At 40.8% G+C, this 20,914-nt stretch carries 18 protein-coding genes and 1 tRNA gene; 9 read left to right on the top strand and 10 right to left on the bottom strand.

What is annotated here, in order from left to right:
* Positions 1–153 precede the first annotated feature (153 nt).
* Positions 154–1,323 carry an RNA polymerase sigma factor RpoD gene (gene rpoD / locus RM049_RS13835; RefSeq protein WP_322669476.1) on the bottom strand — a complete coding sequence of 390 codons (1,170 nt, stop codon included), beginning with the start codon at positions 1,321–1,323 and terminating at the stop codon, positions 154–156.
* Positions 1,324–2,212: 889 nt separating this feature from the next.
* Between rpoD and RM049_RS13830 the strand changes: the two genes are divergently transcribed.
* Positions 2,213–2,395, top strand: coding sequence for a hypothetical protein (locus tag RM049_RS13830; protein ID WP_322682581.1), 183 nt, complete (start codon positions 2,213–2,215; stop codon positions 2,393–2,395).
* 449 nt (positions 2,396–2,844) lie between these two features.
* On the opposite strand, the gene RM049_RS13825 is transcribed toward RM049_RS13830, so the two are convergent.
* Entirely contained in the window at positions 2,845–3,471 is a 627-nt protein-coding gene (locus RM049_RS13825) for a fasciclin domain-containing protein (RefSeq protein ID WP_322704562.1), read from the bottom strand.
* 358 nt (positions 3,472–3,829) lie between these two features.
* Positions 3,830–5,767: a DNA topoisomerase (ATP-hydrolyzing) subunit B gene (gene gyrB / locus RM049_RS13820; RefSeq protein WP_322669473.1), complete on the bottom strand. Its 1,938-nt coding sequence runs from the start codon at positions 5,765–5,767 to the stop codon at positions 3,830–3,832.
* Between the two features lie 393 nt (positions 5,768–6,160).
* Here gyrB and miaA point away from each other — a divergent pair, with 393 nt between their 5' ends.
* Complete coding sequence (gene miaA, locus RM049_RS13815; RefSeq protein WP_322704561.1) at positions 6,161–7,066, top strand: tRNA (adenosine(37)-N6)-dimethylallyltransferase MiaA; 906 nt, start codon at positions 6,161–6,163, stop codon at positions 7,064–7,066.
* Positions 7,067–7,121: 55 nt separating this feature from the next.
* Here miaA and RM049_RS13810 read toward each other — a convergent pair whose 3' ends face one another.
* Together RM049_RS13810 and RM049_RS13805 are read right to left on the bottom strand one after the other, a co-directional pair.
* Complete coding sequence (locus RM049_RS13810) at positions 7,122–7,808, bottom strand: Uma2 family endonuclease (protein WP_322704560.1); 687 nt, start codon at positions 7,806–7,808, stop codon at positions 7,122–7,124.
* 31 nt (positions 7,809–7,839) lie between these two features.
* Positions 7,840–9,951: a helix-turn-helix transcriptional regulator gene (locus RM049_RS13805; RefSeq protein ID WP_322704559.1), complete on the bottom strand. Its 2,112-nt coding sequence runs from the start codon at positions 9,949–9,951 to the stop codon at positions 7,840–7,842.
* A gap of 349 nt (positions 9,952–10,300) precedes the next feature.
* Here RM049_RS13805 and glcD point away from each other — a divergent pair, with 349 nt between their 5' ends.
* The 7 genes from glcD to RM049_RS13770 all read left to right on the top strand — a co-directional run bounded on the left by glcD (position 10,301) and on the right by RM049_RS13770 (position 17,359).
* Positions 10,301–11,773 (top strand): glycolate oxidase subunit GlcD, encoded by a 1,473-nt coding sequence (glcD, locus tag RM049_RS13800; protein ID WP_322688177.1) that lies wholly within the window; start codon positions 10,301–10,303, stop codon positions 11,771–11,773.
* 349 nt (positions 11,774–12,122) lie between these two features.
* A complete protein-coding gene (locus RM049_RS13795; RefSeq protein ID WP_322704558.1) occupies positions 12,123–13,361 on the top strand; it encodes a glycoside hydrolase family 10 protein in 1,239 nt (412 codons plus the stop codon).
* Positions 13,361–13,924, top strand: coding sequence for a hypothetical protein (locus RM049_RS13790; protein ID WP_322704557.1), 564 nt, complete (start codon positions 13,361–13,363; stop codon positions 13,922–13,924). Before RM049_RS13795 ends, RM049_RS13790 begins: the two co-directional genes overlap by 1 nt.
* Positions 13,925–14,271: 347 nt before the next feature.
* Positions 14,272–16,521 carry a GAF domain-containing protein gene (locus RM049_RS13785; RefSeq protein WP_322704556.1) on the top strand — a complete coding sequence of 750 codons (2,250 nt, stop codon included), beginning with the start codon at positions 14,272–14,274 and terminating at the stop codon, positions 16,519–16,521.
* Positions 16,522–16,584: 63 nt separating this feature from the next.
* Positions 16,585–16,656 (top strand) — tRNA-Lys (locus RM049_RS13780).
* 190 nt (positions 16,657–16,846) lie between these two features.
* On the top strand, positions 16,847–17,032 hold the full coding sequence (locus tag RM049_RS13775) for a hypothetical protein (protein WP_322675389.1): 186 nt from the start codon (positions 16,847–16,849) through the stop codon (positions 17,030–17,032).
* A gap of 108 nt (positions 17,033–17,140) precedes the next feature.
* Positions 17,141–17,359: a hypothetical protein gene (locus RM049_RS13770; RefSeq protein WP_322704555.1), complete on the top strand. Its 219-nt coding sequence runs from the start codon at positions 17,141–17,143 to the stop codon at positions 17,357–17,359.
* A 17-nt stretch (positions 17,360–17,376) separates the two neighbouring features.
* On the opposite strand, the gene RM049_RS13765 is transcribed toward RM049_RS13770, so the two are convergent.
* From RM049_RS13765 to RM049_RS13745, 5 genes are all read right to left on the bottom strand, one after another.
* Positions 17,377–17,667: a hypothetical protein gene (locus RM049_RS13765; RefSeq protein WP_322704554.1), complete on the bottom strand. Its 291-nt coding sequence runs from the start codon at positions 17,665–17,667 to the stop codon at positions 17,377–17,379.
* Positions 17,668–17,688: 21 nt separating this feature from the next.
* Positions 17,689–18,051, bottom strand: a complete 363-nt coding sequence (locus RM049_RS13760) for a hypothetical protein (protein WP_322704553.1) — start codon at positions 18,049–18,051, stop codon at positions 17,689–17,691.
* A gap of 5 nt (positions 18,052–18,056) precedes the next feature.
* On the bottom strand, positions 18,057–18,419 hold the full coding sequence (locus RM049_RS13755) for a hypothetical protein (RefSeq protein ID WP_322704552.1): 363 nt from the start codon (positions 18,417–18,419) through the stop codon (positions 18,057–18,059).
* A 58-nt stretch (positions 18,420–18,477) separates the two neighbouring features.
* On the bottom strand, positions 18,478–18,711 hold the full coding sequence (locus RM049_RS13750) for a hypothetical protein (protein WP_322704551.1): 234 nt from the start codon (positions 18,709–18,711) through the stop codon (positions 18,478–18,480).
* A 365-nt stretch (positions 18,712–19,076) separates the two neighbouring features.
* Complete coding sequence (locus tag RM049_RS13745; protein WP_322704550.1) at positions 19,077–20,912, bottom strand: hypothetical protein; 1,836 nt, start codon at positions 20,910–20,912, stop codon at positions 19,077–19,079.
* Positions 20,913–20,914 lie beyond the last annotated feature (2 nt).

Genomic DNA, 20,914 nt, shown 5'->3' with positions numbered 1-20,914 from the left:
AGTTTTAATATTTAAGATGACCTATAAATAAAAAAACCTGGAGTGCTAATTCACTACCAGGTTTTATTTTTTTGTCATTTGTCAGTTGTCATTTGTCATTTGCTTATTCACTAATGACCAATGACTAATGACTAATGACTAATGACTAATTGACTACCGAATATATTCCTTGAGAACGCTGTTACGATTTGGATGGCGTAACTTGCGGAGTGCTTTCGCCTCAATTTGACGAATCCGTTCGCGGGTGACGTTGAAAATCTGTCCGATTTCCTCAAGGGTCTTCATCCGACCATCATCCAAACCGTAACGCAGTCTGAGAACGTCGCGTTCGCGTGGGCTGAGACTGTCGAGGACTTTTTCAAGGTCTTCGCGCAGAAGATTTTTGGAAACTTGGTCTTCTGGTGTCTCACCATCGGATTCAATAAAATCGCCCAATCGAGAATCTTCTTCTTTACCAATTGGCGTTTCTAATGAAATTGGTAACTGGGCAGATTTCGCAATAAACCGCAACTTCTCAATGGTCATTTCCATGCGAGTAGCGATTTCTTCCTCGGTGGGTTTGCGACCCATTTCTTGAGATAGTAACTTGGTAGTTTTCTTAATCCGAGAAATGGTTTCGTAAAGGTGAACTGGAAGCCGAATTGTGCGGGATTGATCTGCGATCGCGCGGGTAATTGCTTGACGAATCCACCATGTAGCGTATGTAGAAAACTTATAACCTTTTTCGTGGTCAAACTTTTCAGCGGCACGAATCAAACCGAGACTGCCTTCCTGAATTAAGTCCTGGAACGACAAACCACGATTCATGTATTTCTTAGCAATTGAAACTACAAGACGGAGGTTAGATTGCACCATCTTGTCTTTCGCCCGACGACCAACATGGAGGCGATAACGAAAGGCTGGTAGTGGCAGTTGTACTGCTTCTGCCCATTCACTATCTCGAGGATCGCGATCTAATTGCTCCGAGAGTCTTTCGCGTACTCTCTCTAATTCCAGCAAATCGGCTATTTTCCGCGCCAATTCAATTTCTTCGTCTGCCCGCAACAGACGAATTCTACCAATTTCTTGCAAGTAAAGCCGAATTGAATCTTCTGTGTAATGCTTTTTCTTGCTTTGTGTCCGACGACGCGATTTAGCGGCTTTTCCAGACTTTGCGTCGTCCTCATCAGACTGAGGCTCTAAAAATTCCTCGTCACCTTCATCTACGATCAGCAAGTCCTCTTCATCGTCTATTAAGAGTTCTTCTAACTCGAGCTCAGGCTGATTCATTATTTCTAGGTCAGGCTGATATATGCTTTCGAGTACGTTGTTAGCCTGGTTCATGCCGCGTTCCTCATGCTCCTTGCAGAATCAATTACTCAAGATGTGTTTACTGCTCTTTTAAACGAGCCAATTGCCAACCGAAAATAAGCTTTTTGGCAGATTTGCCAGAGATATTTTCGGAAGTTTTAGACCTCCGGTAGGAGGGTTTTTACTTTAGTTTAAGCAACTACTAAAGGTGACTTGCTCACTTTAGTAAATGTTATATGTGTTGCTATCACATATTGCTTTCAACTAACTGGTCAAAAGAAAGACTCGCCTTTATCAAAAAATTTACCACTCTATACAAATGAGTTCATACTGTTGGCAGATTTTTGTATAAAGACTCTTCCGATTGTAGCCTGTTTCACAGAAATTGCACTCTTTTTGTGTATTAATCATGAATTCATTAAGCAACTTTTAGCTACTTTCACCAAAAAGACATTGAAAACGGGATTTATACCCGGAAATTTTTTCTCTACTTTTCGGAATTGCAGTGACGCTCTTATTACATTACGAAGTAAGTACGCTTGCTTATGCCGAATTTCATGTATTTTACACAACATTAATTACTGAGAAAGAGTGAATTATATGTTAACTCAGACTATTCCTCTTAACCTAACCATTTTTACATTTCCTTCATAAATTAAGCATCCCTTAGACTAAAACGGGTATTGTCCTTGGGTAAATACAACAACGGTGGTGTTTGCCTGAAAGCAGTTAACCTTTTGCGTACTAACTACCTTAACTGAGGAGTTGAGGCGGTGGCAGAATCGATGCGATCGCAGATCGATTTAGGTTTACTAATTTGGTCTTATTCACACGTTAGCGCACTGTGGTGATTTCAGCCCTATGAAACTTGACAAACTTTTTTTATTGTATACAAGGATATTTTAATCAATTCAAAAACAATTTGTCCTGCGAACTTGCCAATCTTGTCTTACTCTTAGGCAAAAGTACATTAGATACATACAAGACGATCGCGATCGCCACAGCACTACATGAAGATATTAACAAGTTTTCAGCCTTATGTTGTGTACTTCCAACAGCTATTACCTCGAACACAGAGAACCCAGCAGATTACCTGATGATTTAGTGACAAAATCTTTTTACGTAAATTGATTGTAAATTTCAATACTTTTATCTCAGTAATTTTCTGTCATCTGATGATGAGAAATCCTCAAAATACTTATTAATTGCTGTTGGATAGATGATATTTAGTTATTTCCTTAAAGCATAACAAATGTGTTTCTAGCTAGTGGTTCAAATTAATCAGCGAGTCAGAGCAAAGAGTATTATCTGGACTAACTTTCCGATAAAGTTGGTAGTTTTGCTAACAATTGAGCATTGATTGTTTTGACAATATTGACAATTGGTAAATTATATGACTTTGCAAGCGAAAAAATGAAATTTATGTAGTTTTTGTAGTAAAGCCTATCACTTGTATGACAAGTCAACTTAATTTTTTTTATTGATTATTAGAGATTAATTCAAAATCACAATGGCTTTCAAAGTTGAAAACTGGAGACTATGAACTTTGCAGAATTAGCGTGGTGTTGGGGTGGTGTTTAGACTTGCAGGAAAATTAGGTGGCACAAGTACCCGATCAACTACATGAACGATGCCGTTGCTAGCTGGGATGTCTGGCTGAGTCACCTTAGCGTTGTTGACTGTGATTGAGTTGCTGGCACGATCGACTGCGATTTTAACCGGACTACCCTCAACTGTTTTAACTTCTCCAGATGTCAATTGCTGCGAGGTAATTCCTCCAGGTATGAGGTGGTAGGACAGAAGCTTGACTAATTGTTGTTTGTTTGCTGGTTGTAAGAGTTGGTCTAGAGTAGCTTTTGGTAAAGCAGAGAAAGCAGCGTCAGTAGGTGCAAATACTGTATAAGGGCCTGGTGTCGCCAATTGTTCAGTTAATCCGGCAGCTTGCACTGCTTGGATAAGAGTTTTAAACTGTCCTTGACTAGCTGCTGACTTTGCCAATTCTGCTAAATTTTGGGTGGCAATAGTGAGAGTAGGAGTTGGCGTGACGGGCAAGACAGTTGTTGAAGGGACAGTTGCTGTAGGAGTTTCTACAACAGGTTGAGCGCAGGCAGACAGAGCAACTAAGCTACCGATGCCAATAATATTGAACAATGTTCCTACTATGCTTTTGCTCACTTTCATAGCTTTGTGTAGAATCCAGTTAATAAGGAATTATTAACAATAGTTAATGAATTTGTGAATATAGTCACTCATCTAACGACATAATTTGTAGTGGGAAAAATATTAATCCGAATTTTTTCTAAAATACATAATTTGTCATCAACCAAAAGAGGTAGTTTTTATAAGATTTTGGATATAAAGTCTTTACTAAAATACGTGAGTTCGACGAGTGCTATTTTGATCTCTCCCCCAGTCCCTCTCCTACGTCCCTTGCGCTGTGTTGCAGCAATGTCAAGCAATACTTGAAAGCTAAAGATCCCCGATTTCTCAAAGAAATCGGGGATCTTGTTTTTTATGAATGATTTAGGACTGCTGGTATTTAGATATCTAGATCGGTGAAGTTGAGTTTAGAGCCATAGGTTTCGATAAATTCTCGTCTGGGTGCGACCCGATCGCCCATTAAAATTGTGAAGATACGATCGGCTTCGGCGGCATCCTCAATTTCGACTTGCTTCATTTTACGAGTTTCTGGGTTCATGGTGGTGTCCCATAGTTGTTGTGGCATCATTTCACCCAAACCTTTGAAGCGTTGGATGGTATAGTTGGCGTTAGCCGGAAATTTGGCGATCGCTTGATTTTTTTCGCGATCGCTATAGCAGTACTCATGATTACGTCCCCGTTCTACTTTATACAGTGGGGGACAAGCAATATAAATAAAGCCTTGTTCGATGAGCGATCGCTGATATCGATAGAAGAATGTTAACAACAAAGTCCGAATGTGCGCTCCATCTACGTCAGCATCAGTCATGATGACTATCCGGTGATAGCGCAGTTGGGTGGAATCGAATTCATCACCTTTGACACCTAAACCGAGGGCTGTAATTAACGCTTGAACTTCGTTATTTTTATAAATTTTAGCGTCGTCGGTTTTTTCAATGTTGAGAATTTTACCACGTAGAGGCAAGATAGCTTGAGTACGGCGATCGCGTCCTTGTTTGGCACTCCCGCCGGCTGAGTCCCCTTCTACGATGAATATCTCGGATTCGCCAGGATCGCGAGAACTACAATCTGCCAATTTACCGGGTAATGGTGAAGATTCCAGTACAGATTTGCGTCGAACTAATTCCCGTGCATGACGCGCTGCTTCTGCGGCTTTGAAAGCTTGGATAGCTTTATCTAAAATTGAATCAGCAACGCTGGGATGAAATTCTAGGTACTCAGTGAGGACTTCTCCCACCAAGGAATCCACAATACCGCGAACTTCGGTGTTACCGAGTTTAGTCTTAGTTTGTCCTTCAAATTCGGGATCGGGGACTTTAACCGAAATTACCGCAGTCAAACCTTCACGGACGTGTTCGCCACTGAGGTTAGGTTCATTCTCTTTAATTTTATTTCGTTTGCGGGCGATCGCATTTAATGTCCGAGTCAGAACTGCTTTTAACCCTTCTAAGTGCGTACCACCATCCACCGTGCGAATATTGTTAGCAAAACCTAGTACATTATCCGTGTAAGCATCAGTACACCACTGCAAAGAAACTTCCACTTGTACATTGTTCCGTTCCCCCTGCACATAGATAATTTCTTCATGCAGCGGTTGCTTCTCGCGGTTCATGTACGCAATGTACTCTTTGATCCCACCCTTGTACTCGTAGGTTTCTACCTTAGCTGTATCGCTTTTTAGTAGTTCTAAACGGTGGTCAGTAAAAGTAATTTTGACACCTGCATTCAGATACGCCAATTCCCGTAGGCGACCTGATAAAGTGATGTAATCAAACTCAATGCTAGTAGTGAATATTTGGACATCCGGCTTAAAAGTAACAGAAGTTCCAGTTCTAGCTTCTTTGTAAGGCTTGACTTGCAGTTCACTAACTGGGACACCACGTTCATAGCGCTGAAGATGAACCTTTTTATCTCGCCAAACCGTAACTTCTACAACTTCAGATAAGGCATTAACAACAGAAATACCAACCCCGTGCAATCCTCCAGAAACTTTGTAACCACCACCGCCAAACTTACCACCGGCGTGCAGTACCGTCATTACGGTTTCCAAAGCCGATTTCCCGGTACGCGAGTGAGTATCTACGGGAATACCGCGACCATCATCTGTTACAGTCACCGAACCATCAGCGTTGATATCCACTTCTATATGAGTGCAATGACCCGCCAAAGCCTCATCGATTGAATTGTCCACCACCTCGTAAACTAAATGGTGGAGTCCTCGCGGCCCAGTGGTACCGATGTACATTCCTGGTCTTTTGCGGACGGCTTCCAGACCTTCCAGAACTTGAATCTGATCGGCACTGTAACTGCTCGTCATGTAAACTCTCCTGATGCGTGGGTTTAAAATCGCCGAAAGGCAAATAAAAGTAAAAACACTCCAAAATTGTAACACAAAAGCCTTGCTGGCGTCTGTAGGGCATTTTCAAGAGAAGTTTATACTGGGGTTGCAGTACCGTGGAAGAGGGCAAGGGAGGCAGAGGGGCTGGGGGAGCAGAGGGGCTGGGGGAGCAGAGGAGCAGGGGAGCAGGGGAGCAGAGGGGCTGGGGGAGCAGGGTAAGCAGGGGAAGCAAGGTGACAAGGTGACAAAAGTTTAGAACTTACAACAAGTCTTTCCCCTTGTCCCCAATTCTCCTTGTCTCCAAGTCCTCTTTCCAATGCCCAATGCCCAATGCCTAATGCCCCATAACAAATGACAAATGACTAATGACTAATGACTAAATTAATTGTGATTTGTGGAGCAACGGCAACGGGTAAATCGGGTTTGGCTTTGGCTTTGGCGATGCGTTTGGGTTCTGTAATTCTCAGTGCTGATTCTCGTCAAGTTTACCGTGAGTTTGATATTGGGACAGCTAAACCAACTGTAGCTGAACAAAGATTGGTGCCACACTATTTAATAGATATCTGCAATCCAGCAGATATGATGACAGTATCAGATTATCAGCAGCAAACACAAGCCTTAATTGCTTCTGTTGGCGTTACACCACTGTTTCTAGTTGGTGGCACTGGTTTATATATACGTTCGATTGTCCAAGGGATGCAAATTCCGAGAGTTGCACCACAGATGGAATTGCGATCGCAGCTTGAATCTCTCGGACAACCACAACTCCACGCAATTTTACAACAAGTCGATCCCGTTGCCGCACAAAAAATTCATGGCAATGATTTAGTGCGAACTTTAAGAGCCTTAGAGGTATATTATGTCACTGGTTATCCCATTTCAGAACAGCAAGGGGAGAATCCGCCGAATTATCCGATTTTGCAAATTGGTTTAGATTGCAATGTTGAAAAGTTGCTTGCTCGTATTCAACAGCGTACTGAGCAAATGATAACAAATGGTTTGGTTGCTGAGGTGGAGTATCTTTGTCAAAAATATGGCGCTGATTTGTCTTTGTTGAATACTTTGGGCTATCAAGAAATTAAACAATATCTGGCTGGGGATATTTCCTTAGATGAAGCAAAAGAATTAACAATTTTGCATACCCGACAATTTGCCAAGCGACAACGCACTTGGTTTCGAGCATATCCGCAAATTGAATGGTTTGATTCAGATGATCCTAATTTATTAGAGAAGGTTTGGCATCGGATAAATGAGTTTATAAGTTGCACAAGTTCGTGAGAATTATAAACTCATGCAGAAACGCAAAAAACTTTGCGCCTTTACTGTTAGTGTTCTACAGATTGTCGGGATCTACGCCCATAGCCCGTAGCCTTTCTGCTAGCATTTGGGCACGTTGTTCGGCTATGGAAGCGCGTTCATCTCCAGTCGATAAAACATTACCATCTTGGTAGCACCAGCGTAACCAATTATTTTGTCTGCTTTCAAATTCACCTTCCCACAGAGTTATACCTAAACCAACTTGTTCTAACCAATTTTCTGAAGTTTCAAAGTAGCGCCTTCCTCTAAGTTCATAAATGCGTAGTACTTTTTCTCCTAATTGCTGGTTTGGGTCATATACGATGTAGTAACTAGCCCGCATGTGTTCATAAATTTCCAGCTTTTTGCCCAGTTCATCACCTTCTTTATTAGAGACAATTTCGAGGACAACTTCTGGAGGTTTGCCAAAACGCCAAACCATATAACAACGATTTTGTTTTTCCCACCAATTTTGAGGCACTTGGACATCTAAGCTGAGAAAGACATCAGGCACAATGGGGGGCTGAAGGTCTGTGTAGTAAATACCTACATTAGCTTCAGCTAAAAAAGTTTGGTTTTGTAGAGAACTGTAAAGAGATCCGACTAAAAGGCGTTGTTGTTTGGCAGATGCAAAATTATCCACAGGTGTATCATTTTCAGTGACTAGCTGGTTAGCATCTGGCACATAGAAATCATCATCATTAATTAGAACTTCCTGAACCATGATTTTATCCTTTATATCATGACTTTTAGGTTTAAATATTACCTATCAATTTGTTTAATTTTCCAAAAACTTTTTCTTGCCACGCTTCTTCAATACTTTTATTTAATAAGTCGTGTAAGTGCTGTTGATCGGTAGCAGTAAACCATCGTTTAAGTTTACTAATTACTTCATCACGAAATCCTGAACCTTTTATAACCACACACTCTTTCCAGATATCGCTCTTTATCAGAGTACCTTTAAAAATTTGTTCCCCGATTTGTTCTGAGTAGGTAAGGAATTCTTGATGCCATTCATCCCAATTCGATAATACTTCATTTACAAAATTATCTGCGTATTCTTTGACTAGAGAATCTCCAACTAAATTTTGAAGTATTCCTTTTAACTCGTGAAAAATAGGCATAGTAGTGTTCCAGGCAACAAACTTAGAACCATTACCAAGAAGTAAATAGACATCAAACTTGTCTAAGGTTCCATTACGGCGTGTGGTTGCGCGTACTGTACCTGCATGAGTTTTTCGCATTTCTGGTATTAATAGCTTCTCATGAATACGCCCAAAATATAGAGGCTTTCCCTGCCATCGATCTAAAAAAATCTTTAATTGATTGTTAACTATTTCGTATGCCTTCTGTGCATTATGTTCTTTTTGATTTCTAATCAAAGCGTTTATAGCCTCTACTGTACTGGATAGACGTTTAGCATAATTCAACCGTAATTTATCCAGTTTCTCAATTAGAGCCTGAGCTATCTCCGCAGGATTGTCCTGTTCTGGTTGAGCATTAAAAAATAGAATTGGTATATCTTTTACATCGATTTGTTTAAGTAGTGGCTGTAATGCAGTCTGTACTTCTTCACACTTTAGATTATATGCTTCTTCTTTTGAATCTACTAAGTCTCCAGCATCATTAGTCTTGTTATAAGCTTCGTCATTTTTCGGAAGAACAAGAATGACTACACGCTCTTGTAATACTTTCTCAGAACCATTTTGAATCAGGGTATTAATCAGATCGCGTATCTCACTACCTGGTGCATCATTAAAGCGAGAACAAAACACTGTCAAGCTTCGTTGGTTATTAAGACAGTCCATTAAATCGCGTCGGATTGCTGTACCATCCTTATCTAAACCCCTTGTATCAATAATCTCTAAGTCATAGCTAGAGGACTGAAAGAATGTGTCTGGAACCATAACATCAATCCGTCTTGGCACGGAAAATTCTTTATGGAGACCATAATTGATTAATCGAAAGGTCTCTTTTAGCCATTCTATACCTGTCTGGTTAGATGTTTTATCAAACCAAATTTCCTCTCGCGATCTTTCTTGAAGCTTTAACATCTCTGAAAACTTCAAAAATAGAGGTTCTGGATTTTCATGCTGTTTCGCTAACTCTGTAAAAGTTTCTCGTTTCAATCCAGCCATATTAAATAGCAAACGCTGGATTTCTTGAGAAACTACTTCTTGTTGATTCTCTTGGTTTTCCTCATTACTATTATTGCTATCCATGCATATATATTCAAGCAATTTGTTTATTTCATCCAAGGAATAAGGCTTGACACGTATTCCAAATTTTTCTCCGCATCGGATAGCAACTTCACAAACCGTTGTCCTACCAGTCCCTACTGCAAGAACACTTTGACGAGTTAATTGTTTCTCTTGTGGAATTGTTAACCCTGTCAACTTGCCAACAGCTGTTGTTTTACCCACACCAATTGAGCCTGTATATATAATCGAGTGTTCAAGAGATGCAAGATATTCAGCCTCTTTCCGAACAGTATTTTGATACATCTCTGCTTGACGTATTACAAAATCAGATGCCCCTTCAAAGATTAATTGTTGCAATTCTCGAAGAGAAATTTCTGCTTTCCATAACTCTTCTCTCTGTGGATTATTGAATGATGGGCGCTTCAAAATCTTCCAAGGTTTCAAAAATGCTAAGTAATCCTTTGCCTCTTTCGTACCAACAGTATTAATATATCCCTCTACTTCCTGGCTTGTAGGAGTAACTTTCTCTTTCTCTATACGTGAAATGTGGCTTTGCGCTACGTTTATACTTGCTGCAATATCAGCTTGCTTCTTTTTTGCTATTTTTCTCAACTCGGACAAAGTTTTGCCCACATCGCTTGGCAAATCATATATGCTACTAGACATATTTTTTTTCTGATATATATACACGGCTATAAATATATTTATGCATATATTTTTAAAAATGACAATATTTTACGTATATATGCAAAACGAACTGCTCTGATATCTCAAGAGACTCAGGATTAGATTTTGTAGGCAGTTGGTTGTGTTGAAGAGCAAAACCTAACACTTTAAAGGCTATTTTGTTATTGTTCAAGCCAAGCAACTTTTTCCTCTCCATCAAATGTGATCGCACCTTCCATACTCAAATCGTGCGATCGCTTTTACTCACTTTTGACTGCTATTCTTGCAACAATAGTAATTACAGCTATACTAACCAGCCTGCAACATCTACCTTGAACTTTAAAAAACTATGCTTACCCAAGATAAAAAACAACGCAACTGGAAACCCATTCTCAAAGCATTCGAGGTTGTCCTTGGCAAAAATGGTGTGGTGCAACGCCGCGAAGAACTCATTACTTATGAATGTGATGGTTTAACTGGCTATCGCCAACGTCCGGCTGTGGTGGTGTTACCCAGAACTACAGAACAAGTTGCCCAAGTTGTGAAGATATGCAATCAATATTCTATACCCTTCATCGCACGTGGCTCTGGTACTGGTCTATCTGGCGGCGCTTTACCATTAGAAGATTCTGTTTTAATTGTTACTTCCTTAATGCGGCAAATCCTCAGCATTGATTTAGAAAATCAACGGACTGTTGTACAACCAGGGGTGATTAATAGTTGGGTAACACAAGCTGTTAGTGGTGCTGGATTTTACTATGCTCCTGACCCTTCTAGTCAAATTATCTGCTCTATTGGGGGCAACATTGCCGAAAATTCTGGTGGCGTACATTGTCTTAAATACGGCGTTACTACTAACCACGTTTTAGGATTAAAAATTGTCACGCCAGAAGGGGAAATTATCGATATAGGTGGACAAATTCCAGAAATGCCTGGTTATGATTTAACAGGTGTTTTTGTTGGTTCCGAAGGTACTTTAGGAATTGCCACAGAAATTACGTTGCGAATTCTCAAAAGTGCAGAATCAATTTGTGTGCTTTTGGCAGATTTTACTAGTATTGAAGCTGCCGGGGCAACTGTTTCTGACATCATCAGCGCTGGCATTATTCCTGGTGGTATGGAAATGATGGACAACTTCAGCATCAATGCAGTTGAAGATGTTGTCGCAACTAATTGTTATCCCCGCGATGCAACAGCTATTTTACTAATAGAAATTGACGGTTTAGAAGTGGAAGTTGCAGGGAATAAGCAGCGAGTTACCGAAATCTGTAAAAAGAATGGGGCGCGGAATGTCACTTCTGCTACTGACCCAGAAACTCGTTTGAAATTATGGAAAGGACGCAAAGCTGCTTTTGCTGCGGCTGGGCATTTAAGCCCAGATTATTATGTGCAAGATGGTGTAATTCCCCGGACTCAGTTACCTTATGTTTTACATGAAATTGAGGCGTTAAGTAAACAATACGGTTATCGTGTTGCTAATGTGTTTCATGCTGGCGATGGCAATCTTCATCCGCTAATTCTTTATGATAATTCTGTGTCTGGTGCATTAGAGCAAGTAGAAGAAATGGGTGGAAAAATTCTCAAACTTTGCGTCCAAGTCGGTGGTAGTATTTCTGGCGAACATGGCATCGGTGAAGAGAAAAAGTGCTATATGCCACAGATGTTTAGCCAAGTTGATTTAGAAACTATGCAATGGGTGCGGCAAGTTTTTAATCCTAAAGGGTTAGCAAATCCTGAAAAGATATTCCCCACACCACGGACTTGTGGTGAAGCAGCAAATACATCAGCACTCAAGCGATTTGAAGGCGTGGAAAGATTTTAAGAATAAAGAATTCAGGAATCAAAATTCAGGAGTCAGGAGTCAATACAGGATAAAACCAAAACACTTGTAGAGACGGCGATTTATCGCGTCTCAAAAACCCACGATTTTGTACAAGTAGCGCTTTGAATGGTATTGAGTTAGGAGTTAAGGAGTTTGGATTTAGAATTTATTAGGTTTTGGTATCGTCAAGTATATTCTTAACCAAAACTGGCTCCGTATTATTTCAAATATTCTGACTCCTGAGTTCTGACTTCTGAATTCTGAATCATCATTTCTTTACATCATCCGGAGGATTACAACTTTATTTTGTAGTTATATATATTCCGATCGCACTAGGTCACGCTTACAAATGAATCGGGTTGCTCGCCGTTGTGTTGCTTACTTGCTGTGTTTGGGATTAGTAGTCACTTTAACAGTTTTTTTACCCTCTTCACTGCCAGTTTATTCCCAAAAAACCAGTCCTTTAACTACAGAAATTCGCGGCGTTTGGCTTACTAATGTTGCTAGTGGTGTACTATTTGTCCCTTGGGGTATTAACCGTGCCATAAATCAGTTATCAACTCTCAACTTTAATACGATTTATCCTGTAGTTTGGAACCGAGGACATACTTTTTATAAAAGTACTGTAGCTAAAATAACTACAGGATCAGAAACTCAACCTTTGCTTAACTTTATGCACGGTGGACAGGATGTTTTAGCAAAAATAATCACACTTGCCAAAAATAAAGATTTGAGAGTCATTCCCTGGTTTGAATACGGGTTCATGACGCCGCATTACTCACAATTAGCAAGGCGTTATCCTGACTGGTTGACAATTGGGCAAGAAGGTATAAACTCTATTCAAGATGCTCCACCAGAAGAAATCGACAATCTTTTAATAACTAAACAGGCTTGGCTAAACCCCTTACATCCACAAGTACAAGAGTTTATCCAAGGGTTAATTTTAGAAGTAGTCAGGGATTATGATGTGGATGGTATTCAGCTTGACGACCATTTTGGGATGCCTGTACAGTTCGGCTACGATCGCTTCACTATTGAACTCTACCAGCAAGAACATCAAGGCAAAAGTCCCCCTAATGACCCTTTTAACCCAGAATGGATGCGGTGGCGGGCAGATAAAATTACTGATTTTATGGCAGAAATCTATCAAGCTGTGAAGGCAGTTAAGCCCAAAATCAAAATATCTCTGTCTCCCAACTATCAAGCTTTTGCTTATAAATACTATTTGCAAGATTGGGAAAATTGGGTAAAAAAAGGTTTAGTTAATGAGTTGATTTTGCAGGTATATCGAAATGACAAAAAGTCTTTTATCGCTCAACTAGAACTTCCATCGATAAAATTAGCTCAAAGTCTAATTCCTGTAGGTATTGGGATATCAACGGGAACAGTAGGTAATCCGGTAAAAATGGCACAAGTTAGAGAACAGGTTCAGGTAGTACGCGATCGCAATTTTGATGGTATCTCCTTTTTCTACTGGGAGAGTCTCTGGGGTTACATTGTACCTGAATCACCCCAACAGCGACGCAAAGGTTTTTTTGAGATGTTTAATGCAAAAACTGTCAGACTATTACAAACAAAGAAACTTTGATGCCATTCGCGCCTAATAATACTAAATTTGGCTTTACATTGCTGTGGACTTTAGCTACTTTTGGCGGATTTTTATTGAGTTTACTCTTAATTGAAGTCGGTGAAAAGCCAGATGTTGGGGTGCTAGAAGCTGCTATCGGCGGATTTGCGATCGCACTTCCTCAAGGTTGTCTTCTCAAACAACCTATATGTTGTATCAGGTGGATTTTGTCAAGTCTTTTGGGTTGGAGTATTATTACTGCAATCGGTATTGGTGCGGTGGGTTGGATTGTACCTAGCACTCAGATTCTTCCCGTGAGAATCTTGTCAGGGGCGGTTTATGGTGCCCTTGGCGGCTTGGGGATTGGATTGGCACAATGGTTAGCCATTCCCCAGCCTGTAGCTTGGCGATGGATATTCGTCTCTGCGGCAAGTTGGGCGGTTGCTGTCCCTGTGGGTTCTGCTGCGGGGATCATCTGGCGCTACTTAAGTCAGTTATTTTTAGGTGAAGTCATCGGCTTAGGCATCACTTGGCTGCTAGTTGGTATCCTCACAGGAATCAATGCTCATAAATTGCGATTGTAAGTTGCCACAGACGCTATTAATCGCATTTTTATTAAGAATTATAAACTTAATTGATATATATTTAGGTTTGCACTTAGATATATGCAAGAATTTTAAAAAACTGTTAAAAATAAATTGCAGTAAATTTGCCCTCACCTGCAAATGTATTTTCAGCTTCAAAAAGCAGGATTTTGTTAAGCTGACTCCTATTAGCTTTCCTAGATTTCTGACAAGAAGTAGAGAAAGATCACAATTTCGATGAGCAACAGCTGACAACACTTTGCTATAGGCGCTAAAGTGCATCTACTACAAGCTTAACGACAAGAGAACGCCTAGAAGAGTCAGTAATACAAGAGTGGGACTCTCGTATGAATATAAATCCAGTGGAATCAACTATGGAGTTGACAAAATTATCACCACCTCAAATTCTTTTCGGCAAAGAAGTAGATGAAAAAAGTAGTAGCGAGCAGTTTCTACTAAGCATTTATGATTCTGTACAGGCATCAATATTTGTAGTTGATGTTTTGGAGGATGGAGATTTCCGATATGTGGCACTTAATCCTACTCATGAGCGGTGGATAGGGATTCGCTCAGACGATCTCCGGGGCAAAAAACCAGAGGATATTCTCTCTGCTATTGATGCTGCAAAGGTGCGTCAACATTATGCTGACTGCGTGCGATTCGGCACAACTATTTCTTACGAACAATGTTTGCAATTTCAGGGAGTTCCCACTTGGTGGAGTACAACTCTCACGCCACTAAAAGATGCTAACTCCAAGGTTTATCGATTGATTGGTACTAGTAGCAATATTACTTCTGTAAAGCAAGCAGAACAAGCAGTTGCACTCCAGGTTGAACGAGAGCAACTGCTAGAAGCGATCGCTGGACGGATTCACCAATCAGTAGAATTAGAGACAATTCTGCATCAGACTACAATTGAACTGCGGCAATTTTTGAATTGCGATCGCGTGTTGATTTATCGTTTCGAGGCTGATGGCAGTGGAGTAATCATTGCCGAATCAACTGTAGTTACAAGCGATCCCCTATTGGGCAAAAACATCACCGATCCCTGCTTCACTGGCAAACATCCAGAACATTACAGACAAGGTTGCATTCAAGTTGTCGAAGATATTTATGCAGCCGGCTTGCATCCTTGCCATATAGATTTCCTGACATCTTTGCAGATCAGAGCCAATCTTGTCATGCCGATTTTCCAAGAGCAAGATATGTGGGGGTTATTGATTGCCCAGCATTGCCACCAATCGCGTCAATGGCAGCAAACAGAAACTGACTTGGCTCTTCAGTTGGCAACTCAAATCGGCATTGCAGTCCAACAGGCAGAACTGCATCAGCAACTCCAGGATCTCAAAGCCAAGATGGAGTTACAAAAGCAGAAGCACATTAGTCAGTTGCAGCAGGTGCGAAACTTTGAAGCCTTGGTGCGACGTATGACAGAACAAATCCGCGACAGTCTGGATCAAACTCAGGTATTGCAGACACTTACCCAGGAATTAGCAAAATTACTAAACCTTGAGCGTTGCCAAATTGAACTTTACAGTACCTGTCAAACTCTAGTTACTATTGCTTACGAATACAGTATTAATTTGCCTCAATGTAAAGGATTAACTAAACAGATTGCAGATTATCTTGAAGTTTATCAGCCGCTGTTGCAAAAACAACCATTGCAATTTTTGGAAATTTTACCGGGATGGGAACCAAAATTGCTAGTTATGTCCCAGATGGCTTGTCCAATTTTCGATCCTCAAGGAATTTTAGGAAATATTTGGCTGACAAGACGATCGCAAGAGGCTTTTGACGAATTTGAAATTGAGCTAATGCAACAGGTAGCAAATGAATGTGCGATCGCCATTCGTCAAGCCCAGCTTTACAAACAAAACCAGGCACAGGTAAAAGAACTAGAAAAATGCGATCGGCTCAAAAACCAATTTCTCAGAACTTTATCCCAAGAACTGCGGACACCAATAACTAGCATTAGCCTTGCAGTCCAAACTCTCGAAAGTGTCCTCACACCAGCAGAAATATCAGAAATAGAAATAGTCCCGCAACTCTTGCAGATTCTGCATAACGAGTGTGGGCGAGAAAGCAAGTTAATTAACGACTTACTCACACTCACATATCTCGAAGCTGAACCCGATCCCCCAACCTTGATTGCCATTGACTTTCAAAGCTGGCTTCATCCCATTATCGAGTCTTTTCGAGACCTCACCAACTGCCAGCGACAGCAGTTAAACCTGACTGTAGATCGGGCACTGCCACCTTTAGAGACAGATATCACTGATTTGGAGCGGATTGTCACCGAACTGCTCAACCATGCCTGCAAATACACCCCAGCCGGGGAATTAATTTCAGTCTCTGCTCAGTTGATCGGGGATGCAGTCGAGCTTAATATTACCAATTCGGGAATAGAGCTTACCAACAATGAACTCTCGCGGATTTTTGAACCTTTTTATCACCTTTCCAAACACGATCCTTGGAAACATAGCGGCACGGGGCTGGAATTGGCATTAGTGCAGAAAATGGTCAGACATTTAGGCGGCTCAATTTATGTAGAGAGTGCAACAGGTCAAACCACCTTTACCGTCAAATTCCCCTTTTAATTCGTTTTTTGGGCATAGCACTAGCTAAATTGTCAAAAGTTGTGCTATCATGGTTATTCGTGCGGGTGACTAGCTCAACGGTAGAGCAGTAGACTCTTAATCTATTGGTTGCGGGTTCAAATCCCTCGTCACCCACTACTTCCAGCGCTCTAAATTTGGGCTTGACTAATTCTTGACTAAATTGAGTTGGTGTCATGCTCCAAAAGCCCCAATTTTCAAGGGTAAACAGCACTAAAGCTTTGACTAATTTAATTAAAAACGCTTACTGCCCAGTGGACTTTCTCGCGTGTCCACTAAGCAGTTAAAATGTGACGAAAAGTGAATTATGGAGATTACTTTAATTAGGGATGACGGCGAACGCAAAACTATACGAATCCCAGAGCTAGACAATTATCCAGAAATACTTTTTGCTGGGGGACACGCTTTTAAAAAGCATCCCCAAACCGATGAATATGTGGAATGCTCCTATTGGCACGTCCCATTGGCTGAAAGTTGGGACTTTTTGAAATGAACAGACAAAATGGAGATTATGACTCCCTACTACAAACTAGACGGACATACCCCTATCCCTGTTGACTTTGAAGAATGGGCCGCCTGGTGCACAATTGCTAACACACAAGTGATCCTTTCTGTCATTCATAGTTCCATCAGCGTTTCAACTGTATTTACTGGCGTAAATATTGGGACTGTTGAAAAACCTAAGATTTTTGAGTCACTGGTAACTGGAGGGAGTTGCGATCGTGAAAAACGCTTCTACTCAACTTGGGATGAGGCGGTGCAAGGTCACTACGACTTGATTATCCAGTCCATCGCCACCACGCCACCGACAAATTACTAGAGTGAATCCCCAGAGGGTTACTCGCTAGCCTTGCCACGGATCAACCAAGCTTTGATTTCCCTAAGCTCATTATTCTGATCGGCGATTTGGCTCTCAATATCTTGGAAGCCGTAAGCGATATTTTTTGAAATCTCAGATTGGTTTCTAACAAGGTGATCAAAATTTCGCTTATCATTAAGAGCTTTTTCAGCATCGGCGACAGCTTTTTGAATCGTTTGCTGACGTTTACCGATCCACCAAGCTATCCAACCAGAAGTAGCTCCAATGCAAGCCAGCAAAAAACTGCCAAGGCTAACATCAAATTTCATTCTTATTTTTATTACTTAAAATTATTTTGGGATAGCTTCCCACACTTTAAGAGTGCAATGTCCTACCGGGAAGGCAAACTTAAATCTAATGCGATACGGACTAATGGAATTCTCAAATAAAATCACCGTAGGTTTTTTGTTGGGAATAGTAATCCTATTGTTGATTTGTGCTATACCGCCGACTTGGAATAAATCTACGGTTTGCATAATATACCCAACTACGTTGCTTGGATTAATGTTAGTAGTGTCGCCAATAACCGCAATAATTCCTGTTGTAAATTCTCTCGGAACATCGAAATCTTTATTGCCACTAACTAGCTGATTAAATCTGATATTCCAGTTGTAATCGTTTCTTAGATTTTGGTAGCCTTCCGCTAATTCCATGTCAATTAATTAGATTTAATTGCCACGTTGTTGATATTGTATTCCTTGCCAGCAACCCATACCTTTTTACCGTTCAACTTGCCGCCAGTCGTCACATCACCGATTTTGTCTGGTTCACAAAATCTAATCGTTGACTTGCTGTTTCCATTAGCATCGGTATACCCAATTCTCACTTGTGCCGGACGGGGGTTATTAGCACCGAACATTAGCCCAGAATCAGTATCCTTTGCTAGAACAACACCTAGACCATCCGCAATATTTTTGTACAGATTCTTCTTACCGCGCCACGCAAAACGCATAGCACCGATATTGCCCACGCTACCGCCAAGATTGATGAAATAAACTTGAGTCTTTGAATCAGTTGCCATTGTCTTCCATTTTTGAATAATGTTTGCAATCAGGCGGGGGTTTCACCCCGCGTAAAGCCTACGGCAGGTAAGCAGTAGGAGTAGCAACCAACGCACCAGCAGCACTCACGCTAAATGTGGCGGGGGCGGAAAAAGTGATAGTAACGAGTTGATTCTCAGTATCAATTGAAGTTTGGATATTGTTGGGCCGGTCTGCCGGATCAATCGCTAATTCAGCAATTTGGGCGCGAACAGCAACTTCCCATAACTGACCTTCAAGAGTTGTTGCAACTGTAGTAACGCTAGCAGCCATAAGTATGTACCTAGAATTGGTTTCCTTTAATACATCAAAACTAGTGGCTACAAGGTGTCGTTGTCACTAACAATCGCTTACTCTCCCTATCGAGCCTTAACCCTTGACCGAGTTTCACTTAACTACTTGTGAATTGCTGCTATTCCACTTAGAGAAGGTTTCTACATCATCAAAATTCAGCCACCATTTACCAGCTGATTTAAATGCTCTTATCCGCTTACGAATAATGTGATAACGAATAGTACTTCTATCAAGGTAAAGTGTCTTGCAAGCATCACTCATTGATATATATGTCTGCTTGCCATTCTTATCAGGCTTGTTGTCTTTGTCGCTTTGACATTTTATTCGTCTCGGACATCTTTGCATTATGGGAAGTCTACTCTCCAGTCAGGTTTACCATTTTTCTGTCCTTTGCCAAAATACCTGCCATATTTGGGGTAGACCTGTGTTTCTTTAATTGGTTCTTTAGTCGTTATCTTGCCACCTTTAAAGTAGCTTCCTTCCAACATCTTTGAGTCTATCCAAGGTTTAATAGCATTCAATATTTTTATACATTCTGATTCATTTTGAGCATTTATTGTCACTTTAGTATTATCAGCAAGTACCAAAATTCCTTCCCAATTACCTTTTTTATATGGTGGTAAAGCAGGCTTATCATTCTGTCCGCCTTTCCAGTGAGGTACAGTGATTGGATATTTTGCACTATCATACTTTGCAGGTTTATTACCATTTGCAGCGCTCTTTCTTTCAGCAAATTGAATTATCATCTGGGGTGTATCACCTTCATGTCTAATTTGGAAGGAAAGAGGCATTGCAGCAGTTACATCAAGCTGAGATACTGCATCATCTATAAGCGCTTTAATTTTTCTGTAATCAATCTCTGGGCAACATCCCATACATTCACAATCCTGTGGTGGTAATGGTGGTGGAGTGGAGGTAGTTGGTGTAGGTTCTGGTAAAAGACAGCTATCACTTTGAACTGTAGTTTGATAGTGCAACAATTCTCCCGCAATGCCATCAATAGAACCCAAATCTATTGCTGTATTTATGACACTATTGCTTGCTCTTGTTGCCGGAATAGAAACACCTATTTCTGCCACATACATCTTAGGGAAATCAAGATTTGTGGCAGCTACGCCGTACTTCCCGGCACTTATTGCACGACGGGTTAGTGTAGTAATATAAAAAGTATTGTCTTTTAAGTAACGCTGAACATTGCCATCGGTGCCAATACCTTGAATTAAATTAAAGGCTGATTCATCAAGATAAGGAAACCAAGACCTAATATTTTGAACTACGGTATCTACGCTTGTTCTAACAGTAGTACCATCTTGAAAAGCGATAAATCCCGTACCAAACCAAAAATCAACATTACCGCAATGACTTAAGTCAGTCGCTTTAAGTCTGTCAATAGGATTTTTTGGGATAGGTTTTATTTTAGGTTCCCTTGGAATTGGGATATCTTTCTCTTTTGTTGTAGGTTGTGGTTTACTTTTAGGTTCTGGTACTGTTGGTTCTGGTAGTCCGGGAAACTTAATTTTTGGCAGTTGGGGTATATCAAATTCTGGAACTTTTGGAATGCTCAAATCTGGTATTCTAGGTCTATCAAATTTAGGAATTTGAATAGTTGGAATTTCAAATTGGGGGCGATTCTTCCAGAGGTCTTCTAAATTAGCTTTACCTTGCTGCCCAATATTTCGTACCTGATCGCCAACTTTATTGCCAATCGCGTAAGCACCATCCTCAGCGAAATCTCTCTTCAGTCTAAGCTGTTCATTCGGGTAGTTTTTCCCTTCAATTGCACCATCCCAAAAACCAGACAATGACCATCCTAGAAGGTATGCAGCTTGCTCAAAAGCCTGTTCTTGTGCAAAGTTATTGCCACTAACAACATTTGTTCCTGCTAGTACAGATTGGGTGGTAGAAACTCTAGGTCTAGCTGAAGAATTGGGTGTTATATCAATTGTTTTCCATGTTGCACTATCAAGTTTTATTTGTTGTTGAACACTGGGGATATTTTGAGGTTGAGCATGGTAATCTATTGGTCGTGCAAGCTGTCCAGTACTAACCTGCTGTGCGCTGAAAGGTTGCCTTACTGCTGGAGGGTTAACTATTGGTGACGCTTGCTGTATCGGTGGCAAGACATCAAAATTTAGCGGGGTTCTAGTAGTGGTTGGATCGGCGTAGGTTACGTCTGGCATAA

Origin of the sequence: Nostoc sp. DedQUE04, from assembly GCF_034530995.1 — a bacterium.
Classification (GTDB): Bacteria; Cyanobacteriota; Cyanobacteriia; order Cyanobacteriales; family Nostocaceae; genus Nostoc.
The sequence above is the reverse complement of the archived record's forward strand: the minus strand, read 5'-3'. Positions and strand labels throughout refer to the sequence as shown.

What these genes read in the sequence shown, in the direction of transcription:
- rpoD (WP_322669476.1), bottom strand. Translation starts at nt 1,323, where the DNA reads ATGAACCAGGCTAACAACGTACTCGAAAGCATATATCAGCCTGACCTA.
- RM049_RS13825 (WP_322704562.1), bottom strand. Translation starts at nt 3,471, where the DNA reads ATGAAAGTGAGCAAAAGCATAGTAGGAACATTGTTCAATATTATTGGC.
- gyrB (WP_322669473.1), bottom strand. Translation starts at nt 5,767, where the DNA reads ATGACGAGCAGTTACAGTGCCGATCAGATTCAAGTTCTGGAAGGTCTG.
- miaA (WP_322704561.1), top strand. Translation starts at nt 6,161, where the DNA reads ATGACTAAATTAATTGTGATTTGTGGAGCAACGGCAACGGGTAAATCG.
- RM049_RS13810 (WP_322704560.1), bottom strand. Translation starts at nt 7,808, where the DNA reads ATGGTTCAGGAAGTTCTAATTAATGATGATGATTTCTATGTGCCAGAT.
- RM049_RS13805 (WP_322704559.1), bottom strand. Translation starts at nt 9,951, where the DNA reads ATGTCTAGTAGCATATATGATTTGCCAAGCGATGTGGGCAAAACTTTG.
- glcD (WP_322688177.1), top strand. Translation starts at nt 10,301, where the DNA reads ATGCTTACCCAAGATAAAAAACAACGCAACTGGAAACCCATTCTCAAA.
- RM049_RS13795 (WP_322704558.1), top strand. Translation starts at nt 12,123, where the DNA reads ATGAATCGGGTTGCTCGCCGTTGTGTTGCTTACTTGCTGTGTTTGGGA.
- RM049_RS13790 (WP_322704557.1), top strand. Translation starts at nt 13,361, where the DNA reads ATGCCATTCGCGCCTAATAATACTAAATTTGGCTTTACATTGCTGTGG.
- RM049_RS13785 (WP_322704556.1), top strand. Translation starts at nt 14,272, where the DNA reads ATGAATATAAATCCAGTGGAATCAACTATGGAGTTGACAAAATTATCA.
- RM049_RS13775 (WP_322675389.1), top strand. Translation starts at nt 16,847, where the DNA reads ATGGAGATTACTTTAATTAGGGATGACGGCGAACGCAAAACTATACGA.
- RM049_RS13765 (WP_322704554.1), bottom strand. Translation starts at nt 17,667, where the DNA reads ATGAAATTTGATGTTAGCCTTGGCAGTTTTTTGCTGGCTTGCATTGGA.
- RM049_RS13760 (WP_322704553.1), bottom strand. Translation starts at nt 18,051, where the DNA reads ATGGAATTAGCGGAAGGCTACCAAAATCTAAGAAACGATTACAACTGG.
- RM049_RS13755 (WP_322704552.1), bottom strand. Translation starts at nt 18,419, where the DNA reads ATGGCAACTGATTCAAAGACTCAAGTTTATTTCATCAATCTTGGCGGT.
- RM049_RS13750 (WP_322704551.1), bottom strand. Translation starts at nt 18,711, where the DNA reads ATGGCTGCTAGCGTTACTACAGTTGCAACAACTCTTGAAGGTCAGTTA.
- RM049_RS13745 (WP_322704550.1), bottom strand. Translation starts at nt 20,912, where the DNA reads ATGCCAGACGTAACCTACGCCGATCCAACCACTACTAGAACCCCGCTA.